The sequence below is a fragment of the Croceicoccus bisphenolivorans genome, assembly GCF_001634625.1.
Taxonomy (GTDB): domain Bacteria; phylum Pseudomonadota; class Alphaproteobacteria; order Sphingomonadales; family Sphingomonadaceae; genus Croceicoccus; species Croceicoccus bisphenolivorans.
This window is the reverse complement of sequence record NZ_LRSE01000011.1, coordinates 50,226-63,842: the sequence shown is the minus strand read 5'-3', so window position 1 is coordinate 63,842 and position 13,617 is coordinate 50,226. Positions and strand designations below refer to the sequence as shown.

The 13,617-nt window shown below is 64.5% G+C and carries 12 protein-coding genes; 4 read left to right on the top strand and 8 right to left on the bottom strand.

All coding sequences use genetic code 11. The features are described from left to right. Position 1: 1 nt before the first annotated feature. The 8 genes from A7A77_RS12525 to soxR form a co-directional block, all read right to left on the bottom strand. The gene (locus tag A7A77_RS12525) at positions 2 to 1,150 is read right to left on the bottom strand and encodes an efflux RND transporter periplasmic adaptor subunit (protein WP_066558662.1); all 1,149 of its coding nucleotides are present in this window, start codon (positions 1,148 to 1,150) and stop codon (positions 2 to 4) included. Between the two features lie 11 nt (positions 1,151 to 1,161). Continuing rightward, positions 1,162 to 2,460, bottom strand: coding sequence for a TolC family protein (locus A7A77_RS12520; protein ID WP_245638473.1), 1,299 nt, complete (start codon positions 2,458 to 2,460; stop codon positions 1,162 to 1,164). A gap of 18 nt (positions 2,461 to 2,478) precedes the next feature. Then, positions 2,479 to 2,853, bottom strand: coding sequence for a hypothetical protein (locus A7A77_RS12515; RefSeq protein ID WP_123880465.1), 375 nt, complete (start codon positions 2,851 to 2,853; stop codon positions 2,479 to 2,481). 123 nt (positions 2,854 to 2,976) lie between these two features. After that, complete coding sequence (gene dmeF, locus A7A77_RS12510; protein WP_066558657.1) at positions 2,977 to 3,930, bottom strand: CDF family Co(II)/Ni(II) efflux transporter DmeF; 954 nt, start codon at positions 3,928 to 3,930, stop codon at positions 2,977 to 2,979. Between the two features lie 131 nt (positions 3,931 to 4,061). Further along, the gene (locus A7A77_RS12505; protein ID WP_066558654.1) at positions 4,062 to 5,000 is read right to left on the bottom strand and encodes a DUF2493 domain-containing protein; all 939 of its coding nucleotides are present in this window, start codon (positions 4,998 to 5,000) and stop codon (positions 4,062 to 4,064) included. A gap of 220 nt (positions 5,001 to 5,220) precedes the next feature. After that, complete coding sequence (locus A7A77_RS12500; RefSeq protein WP_066558652.1) at positions 5,221 to 5,661, bottom strand: hypothetical protein; 441 nt, start codon at positions 5,659 to 5,661, stop codon at positions 5,221 to 5,223. An 11-nt stretch (positions 5,662 to 5,672) separates the two neighbouring features. Continuing rightward, positions 5,673 to 6,602: an ArdC family protein gene (locus tag A7A77_RS12495; protein WP_066558649.1), complete on the bottom strand. Its 930-nt coding sequence runs from the start codon at positions 6,600 to 6,602 to the stop codon at positions 5,673 to 5,675. A 310-nt stretch (positions 6,603 to 6,912) separates the two neighbouring features. After that, positions 6,913 to 7,413, bottom strand: coding sequence for a redox-sensitive transcriptional activator SoxR (gene soxR, locus A7A77_RS12490; RefSeq protein ID WP_172799909.1), 501 nt, complete (start codon positions 7,411 to 7,413; stop codon positions 6,913 to 6,915). A 126-nt stretch (positions 7,414 to 7,539) separates the two neighbouring features. Between soxR and A7A77_RS12485 the strand changes: the two genes are divergently transcribed. From A7A77_RS12485 to A7A77_RS12470, 4 genes are read left to right on the top strand one after another with little or no spacing between them, the layout of a single operon-like run. Then, entirely contained in the window at positions 7,540 to 7,911 is a 372-nt protein-coding gene (locus A7A77_RS12485; protein WP_066558645.1) for a DoxX family protein, read from the top strand. A 5-nt stretch (positions 7,912 to 7,916) separates the two neighbouring features. After that, on the top strand, positions 7,917 to 9,068 hold the full coding sequence (locus A7A77_RS12480) for an efflux RND transporter periplasmic adaptor subunit (RefSeq protein ID WP_082836116.1): 1,152 nt from the start codon (positions 7,917 to 7,919) through the stop codon (positions 9,066 to 9,068). Further along, a complete protein-coding gene (locus A7A77_RS12475) occupies positions 9,068 to 12,148 on the top strand; it encodes an efflux RND transporter permease subunit (protein WP_066558643.1) in 3,081 nt (1,026 codons plus the stop codon). The genes A7A77_RS12480 and A7A77_RS12475 overlap by 1 nt, the downstream gene beginning before the upstream one ends. Further along, positions 12,141 to 13,589: an efflux transporter outer membrane subunit gene (locus A7A77_RS12470; RefSeq protein ID WP_066558793.1), complete on the top strand. Its 1,449-nt coding sequence runs from the start codon at positions 12,141 to 12,143 to the stop codon at positions 13,587 to 13,589. Before A7A77_RS12475 ends, A7A77_RS12470 begins: the two co-directional genes overlap by 8 nt. Positions 13,590 to 13,617 lie beyond the last annotated feature (28 nt).

The window sequence follows — 13,617 nt, the reverse complement described above, 5'->3', positions numbered from 1 at the left end:
ATCAGTGTCCATGCTCGGCCTCCTCCTTCTCGAGTTCAGCCTTCAGCAAGAAGGCGTTGGCGGTGGCTATCCGCCAATTTGCTTCGAGACCGGACTCGATGACCACCCGTCCTCCCGAACGCGCACCGGTGACCACTCGACGGGCTTGAAACCCGCGGCGCGTGCGAACGAAGACCACCTCTGCGCCATCGATTGTCTGGACGGCACTTTCCGGCACCGACATGCGGCCGGTATCGACCTCACCCGAGGGGCGGATACGTGCCTGCAAGAACGCACCGGGTTGCAGGCCGGGGATCGGCCTTGCCAGCGACAGGACCGCCGTCGCGCTGCGGCTTTCGGGATCGAGCGAGGGAGTGACGGAGCGCACGCGCGCGCCGACTTCACGATTGCCCGCGAATTCCAGCGTCGCCTCGTCGCCAGGCTGGATGCGGCTTGCTTCAGCCGACGGGAGGGCAACCTCGACCTGCATGCCGCTCGGATTCACGACCTGATAGAGTTCTTCTCCGGCCTCGACGAAGGACCCGAGAACGATAGGCGCCGAGGTCACTCGGCCCGCGAGCGGGCTCGTAACCGCGAGGGAGCGCCCGTCGCCGCTAACACCCGCCGCCGAGACTGCCGCCCGGGCACGCGCAAGTTCCGATTGAGCAACCTGCAGATTGGCTCGTGCGGCCTCGAGATCCTGCCGTGCGGTGACATTGGCCTCGAACAGGCGGCGCTCTCGATCATAGGCAGCGGACAGTTCGCTGACCCGCGCGCGCGCTGCGCTCAACTGCGCTGCGAGGGCGGCCGCGTCGGCGCTCTCGATGCGGGCAATCGTTTCGCCCTGCCGCACGTAGTCACCCAGCGTTTTGCCGACACTGCGCACCACGCCGGCCGCGCGGGCATCGATGCGGGCGCTTGCCGTCGGGCTTGCCGCGACGGTGGCCGGGAAGACCAGCTCGACCGCCGATCCCTGGCCGACGGTTTCGACCACTATCTGGGACGCTTCGATTTGTTCGGTGCCAAGCAAGACAAGTCCTTCGGGAAGCTCAGCCTCTTCGCGCGTCTCCTCGATGTGCTGGTCTGCACCGTCACCCGGCCACAGCATAAGCACTGTGGCGGCAGTTAAAACGATTACGCCGATTAAGACGGCCAGACGTTTACGGTTCATTTGGAAATACCTCATTGTGCGCCGAGCCAGATCAGCGTCGCCGCCAGGCGGCCACGATCTTCCTGAGCTTGAATCAAAGCTTCACGGATGGTGTCGCGCGCTTCGGCCGCAGCCAGAACTTCGATCAGCGGAAACCTGCCGTTGCGGTAGCCAATCCGAACGAGGCGCAAGGCTTCTTCGGCTTGAGGCAAGGAGGTCTCCGCGAGGGTTTCGACCCGCGCTTCGGCTGCAAGAAATTGTCCGCGGGCCTGCGTGACCTCGAGTTCGAAATCGGTGCGGGCAATTGCTTCCCGCGCCGTCGCGGCACGAAGCCGCGCTTCGGCAGCGGCGATGTTTCCCTGGTTGCGATTACGGAATGGAAACGGGATCGAAACGCCTACGAGGAACGCCTGGTCTCTGCTTTCCTCGAACCGTCGGACACCGGCGGATATCGCCGGATCCGGAATGCCTAAAGAGCGTTCCCGGGCGATCGCGGCATCTGCAGCCTCGCGTTCGGCACGGGCGATCTGGAGACGTAAGGCCGAAGGCGAGGCGAGCAGCGTTGCCGGAGGTTCGATCTCGGGGAACACCGAAGGCACGTCCGCAGCAGGTGCTGCCTCGCCCCAAAGCGCGGCCAGCGCATTCCTCGCCGCACTGTCGGCAGCCAGGGCCGCTTCAAGCTCCGCGAGCGCCTCCGCAAGTGCCGCTTCGGCACGAAGCGAACGCAAGGGAGGCTCCCGCCCGACATCGACCAGTACCCCTGCGATCCTGGCAAGCTCGCGGTTGCGCTCGACTATGTCCCGCGCGAGTTCCAATCGGGCTGCCGCAGCGACGGCTTCCACATAGCGTTCGCGCACCGATCGCCCGAGCTGAGCAACCGAGAGCGCTCCTGAAAGGGTCGCGACGCGCGCCTCCGCCTGGGCGGCGCGGACGCGCGCTCCTCGTTTGCCGCCCAATTCGAGCCGCTGGCTCAGGGACAAAGTGTACTCGGTGGCCTGCAATCCCGAAAATGCGCCGCTTCCGGCAATGTTTTCGGCTTCGAAAGCAATTTCGGGGTTGGGCCGCAGCCGCGCCTGGTCGACCAGGGCCCGCGCCGCGTCGGCTTCGGCCCGCGGTCCGATCAGGCGCGGATTATCCAGGGGCTCATCTGCGCTGTCGACGATGCCCGCACGAGCGAGCGCAGCTTCGAGCGTCAGAAGCTCACGCTCCTGCGCCGCCACGGTCGTGGCTTGAGCGGCGAGGAACAGCCCTCCAAGGAGGACCCCTCGCCAATGAATGGCTGACATTTTTCGAAAATTCCTCTGCTGACGATCCGAACTGCGCTGCGGCATGCAGCGCGGTGACGGTCGTCAGGCGCGAGGGGGGCGCTTCAGTCGGTCGGCAATTTCGGAAGCGAGCGCTTCGGCGGGAGGCGCATCGGGAACCACGACCAAGTGAGGGACCGAATTCTTCTGCACGGTGCCGGCAAAGCTCGCCCCGTGATGGCAATGGCCGTGTCCACACACGCCGTGTTGCTCGGCCGGCGCATCCGGATCGCCCGGCACTTCATCGGCGGCTGCGGATGACGCAGACGCGCTATCGAGCGAAGCCAGAACGGGCGTGCTTCCGGGCGCCACTTCGGCACCGCAAGCAGCAGCATCCGCCGCCGTCACGAACACCATCGCGACCAGCATGAGCAGGACGACGAAAGGGTGCAGGACAAGGCGACGATAGCTTGTAGTCATGGATTCCAACGGCTCCTAGCAAACCGCATCAAGATTGCAAGTTCCGTAACACGATGAAGTATAAGTCTTTTGTTACAGTATAACAGTCCTCGAATACTGTTTCGGTCTGTTAGAACGGCGCGATCAGGCCGCGCGAAGCTCGGGATGCGGATGCTCGCAGCGATGAACTTCGATCGTGACGTGCACATATTCTGCATGCTCTGAAAGTCGGCTGGCATAATTGTCGGGCGCGAGCGGATCATCGGCGATGAGCGAGGCGATGACTGCATACTTGCCGGGACCGATCCGCCAGATGTGCAGATCGCCGATCGCGGCGTCCCGGTCCTCGAGCGCCTCGCGCACCTCTGTGTACCGTTCAGAGGCCGCTTCGGCGTCGACAAGCACGGCAGCGGTATCGCGCAGCAGTGACCATGACCAGCGCCCGATCACGAATGCACCCACCAGCCCCATTGCCGCGTCCATCCATGCCCAGCCGAGGTACATGCCGGCGAGAAGGGCCACGATAGCCAGGACGGAGGTCAGGGCATCGGCAAGCACGTGGAAATAGGCGGAGCGCAGATTGTTGTCGGCATGCGCATGGTCGTGGTGATGATGATGGTCGTGATCATGCCCATGGTGATGATCGGCACCAAGCAGCCAGGCACTCGCGAGGTTCACCACGAGGCCGAGCACGGCGATCCAGATCGCCTCGGTATAGGCAATCGTGAGCGGACTGACGAACCTTTGGGCCGATTCAACCGCGATCCCGATGGCGAAGATGGCGAGGACAAGCGCGCTCGCGAAGCCGGCCAGGTCGCCTACCTTGCCGGTACCGAATGTGAAACGCGGGTTGTTCGCATGGCGCCTGGCAAACCAGTAGGCGAAGGCCGCGACGCCCAAGGCACCTGCATGGGTCGCCATGTGGATACCATCGGCGAGAAGCGCCATCGATCCGGTCCACAGGCCAGCGACGATTTCGACCACCATCATCGCGGCGGTCAAGGCAACGACATAACGCGTGCGCCGCTCATGGGCGTCGTGCGAGGCGCTCAGGAAGTTGTGATCATGGGCGAGCGGATTGGAGTCGGCGTGATGCATGCGAGGCTGATACCCCGAGATGCCCTTTCCAAGAAATCCCCTCTCCAACCGAAAAGGCAATCGACGACGATTGTCTGTGATGATCGCCGCAGCCAACCGATCATAGAAATGCTGCGGCGACCAACAGACTATTATCCCTTAATCTTGGATCGGAACGTGACGGTCCTGCGATCGACCACGGTGATCCGGCGCGTCTTGGCATCGATCACCAGCCGTTCGGTTACGCCATTGCCCGGAAAGGCGACGACGTAACGCGGATTGAGCGAGAGCATCTGCTCGTTGCGCTTGAACCCGGCGCGGGCACCGAGACGACGATCGAGCGAATAAGTCAGCTGCTGGACTTCGCGGCGCTCGGCCCAACTCGCTGCCAGACGATCGGCACCCTTGCCGTCGCCGCCATGGACCAGGAAGAGATCGGGAACCGCATCGCGAACCTTGTCCAGCGTCGCCCAGATGTTCTCGGCGTAGGCGCGCGCGTCCTCGGCGCTTTCAAAGCTCTGGCGACCACCCGCAAAGACGACTGGAGTTCCTTCAGGGATCAAGGCGTGACGACGGTTCTCAGCGCGTGCGCGTAGAAAATCGCGGGCATCGATCACGGCCGATGTGAAGTGGCGCGAATGGCTCGTGCGCGAGCCCGAAACGGGCTTCCAAGAGGAGCCGGTCTCGTCGCGGTAAAGTGCTGCCGCCGCCTCGCGCATCTGCTCAAAGGCAAGCATGCTGGCTTCGGCAGCCTGCGCGCGCTCAACCTGCTCTTCAAGATTGCTCGAATGCACTTCGGACCCGTCGGCTGATGCGAGGAGGACCCGGATCTCGTCGCTGGCCCGATCAAGTTGAGCCGACTTGCGGCTGGCGGCGCGGTGGAACAGATTGACCATGCCCCAGGCAATATCCTCGGCATCGGCTTCCAGGGCCGTGTCGGAAAACATCGCGAAAAGATCGGACCAGACTGCAGCGAGGGTCTGCTCGATCGCATCCTCGCAGGGAAAGTCGGTCTCGTTGAAGGGGGTTGGCCTGATGCTAAGGCCCGAGAGATCGAGACCGTTCAATTGGTCGATGAAGCTGTCGTACATGGGGTGTCTCCTGATCGCGGGGACAAGGAGAGGAGGCACCATTGCCTCGGCCCTGTCCGCCGGAGCCCGATCAGGGCCGGGACAAGGGGCGTGACGCACCGCGTAGCGGGAAACCTACGGCCCTAAGGCTGGTGCGGGTAACACGGGCCGACGGGCCGCAGGTTGCGGCACGCCCCGACCGGCCCAAGGGCCTCTCCCGGCGGTCAGGGATGAGGCAGGATCAGGGCCCGGTGTCGCAGGCGGATCGGGAGCGCTCGAAGATCGCTTCGCCATTCGAGAACCGCCCGACCAGGCGCAACTCACCAAACAGGCCGATGAACTTTCCCGACACCTGGCCAAGCCAGTGCCGTGCCCTCGCCGTTCGAGGGTTGTAGAAATCGGCCTCCCAGTACCGGGCATCGTCGCGCTCGGCGAGCCAGATCGCGGCGAGCCCACAATAGGTCGATATGCCGCAATCGGCGAAGGCGTTGCGCAGGAGGATACGGTCCTCGCGACCGCGCCATCCATCGAAGCGCTCGAAAGAAGGAAAGGTCGCCTTCGTGGTATCGATGACCTCGTCGACGAGGCACTCGTAGATCCAGTCGACATCGTCGCCTTCGCCGTCATCAAGCAGGCGAAAGGCAACCACGGAGCCGGTTGGATAGCTGACGGAACGTCCCATCTCATCGCTCCTCAGGCTGCATCAGCGAGATCAATGTCGGGCTCGCTTTCGCTGGATTGGTGACCACCCAGTTCGAGGAGCAGGCTGGCCGCTTCCTCGGCCTTGGCCGCAGCAGTGAGGATCGCGCGCTCGTCCGATTTGAGGATCTTGAGCCAGGACGCGATGTAACTGGCGTGATGGTCGAGGTGGGTGACCGGAAGACCCAGTTCAGCGCCTAGGATGGCGGAGGACAGTTCGGCGATCAGTTCTTCGGCAGCATAGGCGTCGCTGCCGAAGCGGTTCTTGAGGTCGCGGTCGAGCCGCGAAGAATGACCCGTCCAGTGCGACAACTCGTGTGCGAGTGTCGCGTAGTAGTGGTCGTAGGCTTCGAAGAGTTCGGCTGGTGGCATGGTGACCCGGTCGCGCAGCGGCTCGTAATAGGCTTGCGCGCCATGGTGGCGCAGGTCTGCGCCAACATGGGCAAAGAAGGCATCGAGCCGGTCTTCGCGTCCTTCGGGCTCAAGCGCAGCAACCAGCGGCGTTGGATGATAGAATGCAGGGAGACCGTCGCATTGATCGGCATTGAACACGGCATAGGCCTTGAGCACGCGCCGGTTCTCGGTGTCCGCTTCGCCCTCGGCGTTCTCGACCTCCTTGGTGTAGCTCTTGTAGAAGATCGCGATGGTCGATTTCTCGCCCTTGCGGACCTGTCCGCCGAGTTTCTGGCACTGGCGGTAGGTCATCCAGTAAGGCGAGGCGTAGCCGCAGCCATCGGCCACCATCCACAGCCAGAAGGTGTTCATGCCGCGATAGGGCGTTCCGCAGGCGCGCAAGGGCCGCGAAACCGGCACACCGCGCCACGGTTTGACCCATGGCTTGGTGCCTTGCTCAAGCTTTTCGATAATGGCGGCAGTGATGCGCTGAGCGGGCGACGTCGAAACAGTGCGGCGGGATCTGGTCATGGGAGGTCTCCTGATCGCCGGGACGGACATGCCCGGCTCAGGAAGATCAAAGCTCCCTCCTCTCTCGCTTTGTGATGGCCGCTATGCTCCCTTATTCCCGTCGCTCATCCCGCAATGATGTTCGCCGATAGCTGCCTTTCCAAGGTGCGCGATTCTTCTTCTTTGAATTGGACTGATCAACGCTCGTCTGGCGCCAAGCGCCCGTCAGCCATAGCGACAGGTCTGTCGCCGAAACAGCGCTTGGCCAGCGGTGCATCCTTCGCCTTCGCCAGCGTTGGAGCGGGGCAAGGCTCGCGATGATTCGGCGCACTTACTCGGAAACAAGCAGATGCGCACCCGACCCCTGTCGTGCGAGTTCATCTTCGGGATTGCGCAGGGGGCATTCTGCCAGCGAAAGGCAGCCGCAGCCAATGCAGCCTTCCAACTGGTCGCGCAGCTGGACAAGGCTATCGATGCGCTCGTTCAGTTCGGCACTCCAGGCTTCGCTCAGCTCCCGCCATTGTGCTGCGGTGATCGGCTCCGTAGCTCTCTTGTCGAGATGCTTTTTCACCGTGGCAAGCGGAATGCCCGCGCGCTGCGCAATCCTGATGATAGCTATCCGGCGAAGAATTCGGCGGTGATAGCGACGCTGGTTGCCGGAGGTCCGCCAGCCTGCAACCAGCCCCTTTCGCTCGTAAAAGTGGATCGTCGACACGGGCACGCCGCTTCTTCGAGCCACCTCGCCCACCGTAAGAACCTGTTCGCTGGTAATCGCCACAAAATACCTCTTGACCTTAACTATGGTTGAGGTTGTAGTAGCCCTGTCGGACACTTTCAACCAGGCGTGCCTTCAGGGCGATCAGCCAGCAGGAGCCGACATGTTCTCGTATTGCCATCAGGTCCGGGCTTCCCGGATGCGCCTTTTCTCCGACCCGGTTCGACAGGAAGGAGGTTGGGCATGAGGAGGATCGCTTGGCCACGCCTTCTCGCCCTAGCACTTGCTCTCTTCTTTCTGCTCGGAGGGTTCGTGAATCTCGTTCCGTCCGCCGAGATTTCGGCGGATTATGTGCGTTGGGGGTATCCCGGCTGGTTTCCCACCGTCACCGGCTCGCTTGAACTCGTCACCGCGGGCTTGCTGGTTTCCTCGCGCACCCGAATGGCGGGTGTCGGCATCGGCACACTTGTGATGCTCGGCGCGCTCGCGACCCTGCTTTTTCACAGCGAACTTCTGCACGCTCTTGCCCCGCTCGCAGTGCTGGCGGCGCTTGCCGGCGTCGTCGCTCTTTCGCGCCGCGCCCAGCCGGTTCGCCTGAAGGAATACAGCCAGTGAACGATATGAACACCACGAACGACCCGGACGCGACCTTCAAGGACTGGGACGAAGAAGAGCAAGACAAGTCCACGTCCCGGCGCACGCTGATCCTGACGGTCCTGATCCTGGCGATCATCCTGGCCGGGCTGTTCGCATGGCGCGCCTCGCGCACAGGCTCGGCAGAGGCTCCGCCTCCGCAGGCGACGCAGGTGGCGGCGATGATCGTCGAACCGCGAGACGCCCCCGTTTCGCTCGAAGCCGTCGGCAGCCTGAGCGCCGTGCGCGAAGTCATGCTAGCTCCCGAAGTCTCCGGTCGCGTTTCCGCAATCCGCTTCGATGCAGGCGAGTATGTCAGCGAAGGAGAGCTGCTGGTGCAGCTTTACGATGCGCCCTTGCGCGCCGATCTCGAGGCGGCTCGGGCGCGGGCGGACTTCGCCCGACTGCAGGTCCAGCGTTCAGAGGAACTCGCTCCCACCGGAGCCGAGCCGCGCGAACTGCTTGAGGAGCGGCGGTCGCAATTGCAGCAGGCCGAGGCGGAGATTGCACAGCTTGAGGCGCGCATCCGCCAGTTGCAGGTCCGCGCGCCCTTCGCCGGCAGGCTCGGAATCAGGCAGGTCGATCCGGGGCAATATCTGAATGCCGGCGAGCCGATCGCGACGCTGACCGCTTTGGGCACGCTGTATGTCGATTTCACCGTCCCGCAGCAGGATTTGCGCCTGCTCGAGCCCGGCCGCACAGTGCGCGTCGAAACCGACGCTTATCCCGACACGAGTTTCACCGCCCGCGTCAGCTCGATCGAGCCGCAGGTCGACGAGGACACGCGCAATGTCCGCGTGCAGGCGCGGCTTTCCAACCCCGATCATGCGCTGCGTCCCGGAATGTATGTGACGGCCTCGCTCGTCCTGCCGCCGCAGGAGGGCGCCATCGTCGTGCCCGCCACCGCGATCCAGACCTCGGCGCAGGGGAACAGCGTGATCGTTATCCGCGGAGAGGATGCGCACCAACAGGGTCAGGCCGAGATCGTGCCGGTGCAGACAGGGCGGCGGATCGGCGAATTCACGATCGTTGAGAGCGGCATCGCGGCAGGCGACGTCATCATTACCGAAGGCCAGCTCCGCGTGCAGCCGGGGGCGCCGGTGCAAGTGGCTGAACTCGCTCAGCCGGAGACCCTGTGATGCGCTTTACCGACCGTTTCATCCGCAGCCCGATCCTGGCGATCGTCGTCAGCCTCATGATCCTGCTCGTGGGCCTGAGCGCGGTGTTCGTCCTGCCGATCCGGCAATATCCGCAGATGGAAAGCGCGACGATCACCATCAACACCTCGTTTCCAGGCGCCACGCAGGACGTGATGCAGGGCTTCGTGACGACGCCCATCTCGCAGGCGATCGCCACCGCGAGCGGTATCGAATACATCACCTCCACATCGCTGCAGGGTCAGAGCCGCATTTCGGCGAAGCTGGTGCTCAATGCCGATGCCGACCGCTCGATGACCGAGATCCTGTCCAAGGTCCAACAGGTCCAGTACCGGCTTCCGGAGGGCGTGACCGATCCGGTGATCACCAAGATCACCGATGGCGCCTCGGCCATTCAGTACATCCACTTTACCAGCGACACGCTGCCGCCGCCGCAGTTGGTGGATTTCGCCACCCGCATCGCGCAGCCGCTGATCACCTCGGTTCCCGGCGTGGCTTCGGCGCAGATCGAGGGCGCGGCATCCCCGGCCATGCGCATCTGGCTCGATCCGAACAGGCTGACCGCCAGGGGCCTGACCGCCGACGACGTGGCCGCGGCCCTGCGCGCGAACAACGTGCAGGCCTCGCCCGGGCAATTGCGCGGCGCCAGCACCGCGGTCAACATCACGGCGGGCACCGATCTGCGCGACGTCGACTCCTTCCGCCGCATGGTGCTGAAGGAAGGCGATGCCGGCGTGGTCAGGCTCGCGGACGTGGCGACCGTGGAACTCGGCGGGCAGAATTACGATGCCATGGCGCTTTCTTCGGGCACCAGGGCGGTTTCGCTGGCGATCTCGCCCACGCCCGACGGCAATCCGCTGGAGATCGTCGAGGCGGTCAAGGACCTGCTGCCCGAAATCCGCGAATCCGCGCCGGCCGGCGTGGAAGTGATCAGCGTCTTCGACCGCGCCCAGTTCGTCGAGGCCTCGATCGAGGAGGTCGAGCACACGCTGCTCGAGGCGGTGATCATCGTCATCGTCGTCATCTTCCTGTTCCTGGGCAGCTTGCGCGCGGTGATCATCCCGATCGTCACCATCCCGCTCTCGCTGCTGGGCACGGCGGCGCTGATGTATATGTTCGGCTTCTCGATCAACCTGCTCACGCTGCTGGCCATGGTGCTCGCCATCGGTCTGGTGGTGGACGACGCGATTGTGGTGGTCGAGAACATCCATCGGCATATCGAGGAGGGCAAGAGCCCGTTCGAGGCGGCGCTGATCGGCGCGCGCGAGATCATCGGGCCGGTCATCGCCATGACCATTACGCTCGCCGCGGTCTATGCGCCGATCGGCCTGATGGGCGGCCTGACCGGGGCGCTGTTCCAGGAATTCGCCTTCACGCTGGCCGGCTCGGTGATCGTCTCCGGCGTGGTGGCGCTCACGCTGTCGCCGATGATGAGCGGCAAGCTGCTGCATTCGAAGATCGGCGAGGGCCGGCTGTCGAAGGGCGTGGAGCGCACCATGAACGCCCTCACCGCGCGCTACGTCAAGGCGCTCGACCGCACCCTGGCCGCGCGCGCCGCCGTGCTGGTGGTGGGCGTGACCGTGCTGGCGACGATAGTTGTCCTGTTCACCGGGTCGCAGCGCGAACTCGCCCCGCAGGAAGACATGGGATACGTCTTCGTCCAGACCACGGCGCCGCAATATGCGAGCGTTGATTACACCAGCCGCTTCAGCGCGCAGGTGGACCGGATCATGCAGAGCCTGCCCGAGTTCGAGAACACCTTCTTCTCGGTCGGCGGCAGCAACAACGCCACGGGCGGGTTCGGCGGCGTCGTGCTGACCGACTGGGCCGAACGCGAGCGCGGCGCGGACGAGATCCAGGCCGAACTCGCCGGTGCCGCCTCTTCGGTGACCGGGGTGTATGCCACCGCCTTCCAGGACAGCCCCCTGCCCGCGGGCAGCGGCGGGCTGCCGGTGCAGATGGTCATCCGCTCGCCCGAGGGTTTCCCGCAGATCTACGAGACGCTACAGGGCCTCGAGGGCGCGGCCTGGGGCAGCGGCCTGTTCTCCTTCGTCGACAGCGACCTCGCTTTCGACAGTTCCGAGGCGCATATCATCATCGACAGGGACATGGCCGGCGAGCTGGGCGTTTCCATGTCGGAGATCGCCAGCACGCTGGCGCTGCTCGTGGGCGAGAATTACGTCAACCGGTTCAACTGGTTCGACAGGTCGTACGACGTTATCACTCAGGTGCCGCAGGATCAGCGCATCGATCCCACCGATCTCGGCCAGTATTATGTCGAGAGCGCTTCGGGCGACCTGTTGCCGCTCTCCACCGTGGTCGATGTCGAGGTTCGCCCGCAGCCCAACATGTTGCCGCAATTCAACCAGATGAACTCGGCAACGCTCTCGGCCGTACTCGCGCCGGGCGTCACCATGGGGCAGGCGGTCGAGTTCCTGCAGAGCCAGCCCTTGCCGCCGGGGATGACGGTCGACTGGCTGTCGAACAGCCGGCAATACGTGAACGAGGGCAACAGGCTGATGATCGCCTTCGGCTTCGCGCTGGTCGTCATCTTCCTGGTGCTGGCCGTGCAGTTCGAGAGCTTCCGCGATCCGCTGGTGATCCTCGTAACGGTGCCGCTGGCGATCTGCGGGGCGCTGGTGCCGCTCTATCTCGGCTTCACAACGATCAACATCTATACGCAGATCGGGCTGGTGACGCTGATAGGGCTGATTTCGAAGCACGGCATCCTGATGGTCTCCTTCGCCAACGACATGCAGAAGCATGAAGGCTGGAGCCGCACGGACGCGATCCGCCACAGCGCCGCCGTCCGAATGCGCCCGATCCTGATGACCACCGCGGCGATGGTATCGGGCCTTATCCCGCTGCTCTTCGCGGCGGGAGCGGGCGCGGCAAGCCGGTTCGCCATCGGCATCGTCGTGGTCATGGGGCTGCTGGTGGGCACATTGTTCACGCTGTTCGTCCTGCCCACCTTCTACACGCTGATTGCGGCCGATCACCGCGCCAGGCCACCGCGTGCCGAGGCCGGCGAAGCGCCCGCGGGAGATCTCGCCCATGCGTAGCAAAGCCGTTCTGTCTGCCGCCATGCCGCTGCTTCTGGCCGCCTGCACAACCATGGGCCCCGATTACGAGGTTCCCTCCGTTCCGATCGCGCAAGGGGAAGATTTCACCACGCGGTCCGTTGCGTTCGACCCCACCGTTCCGGTGCCCGACGATTGGTGGCAGCTTTATGGAGATCCCGATCTCGACGCGCTTGTCGAACGCGCGCTGGCCGCCAATACCGACCTGCGGGTCGCGGCCGCCAATCTGGAAGCGGCGATGGCGGTCCTGCAGGAAGCGCGCGCAGGCCGGCTGCCGTCCACCACGACGAGCGGTGGAATCTCATACGGAGATGCGGTCCAGGGCGGCGCCGGTCAGGGCTTCGGTGGCGCCACGCCGGGCGATGCGGACCTGTCCGCCAATGCCGCGCTGGGCGTCTCCTACGAGGTCGACCTCTTCGGCCGGGTCACGCAGACCATCCGCGCCGCGCTCGCCGACGCGCAGGCCGTGGAAGCGGCTCGCGATTCGGTGCGGGTGACGGTCGCGGCCGAAACGACGCGCAGCTATCTCAACGCCTGCGCTTATGCCTACGCGCTCGATGTGGCACGCCAATCGTACCAGACGAGCCTCGATAGCCTGCGTCTGATCGAGGCGCTCGAACGGGCTGGCTCGGTAGGCCTGCTCGATGTCGAGAGGGCCGGGGCGGCGGCGGCCAGCGCCCGCGCCGACATCCCGGCTCTCCAGGCGCAGCGCCAGGTGGCGCTGTTCGAACTCGCCGCGCTGCTTGGTACGACGCCCGACGAGGTGCCCGGGTCCGCGCGCAAATGCGCCGTGCCGCCCGAGCTGGTTGCCGCCCTGCCTATCGGCGACGGCACCGCCCTGCTGCGTCGCCGGCCCGACATTCGCCAGGCCGAGCGCGAACTGGCGGCCGACACGGCGCGGATCGGCGTAGCCATGGCCGATCTCTACCCCACGATCAGCTTGGGCGGCTCGGGCAATTTCTTCGGTAGCAATGCCATCGAGGGAGAGGACTCGTTTTCCTTCTCGCTGGGCCCGCTCATCTCCTGGAACTTTCCCAATCTTTCAGTCGCACGGGCCAGAATACGCCTGGCAGAGGCCGAGCAGGAGGCCGCACTCGCACGCTTTGACGGGCGCGTTCTCGCCGCTCTGCGGGACGTGGAGCAGGCGCTCACCAATGTGGCGAACGAGCAGCAACGCCTCGCTTCGCTGGAAGAGGCGCGTGAGCGATCGAACAAGGCATATGAGTTCGCCGATCTCCGCTACCGCGCCGGTTCGGTCGGCTTGCTCGACGTGCTGGTGGCCCAGAGCGACCTAATTCAGTCTCGAGCGGCGTATTCGGCTTCCTTGCAGCGCCTGTCGTCAGCCAGGGTGGATCTGTTCAAAGCGCTGGGCGGAGGATGGCAGCAATCCAGCGAACTGGCTGCGAACGGCGGCATTGAGTGAATTCAACATCCATCGCCGATATACGTGG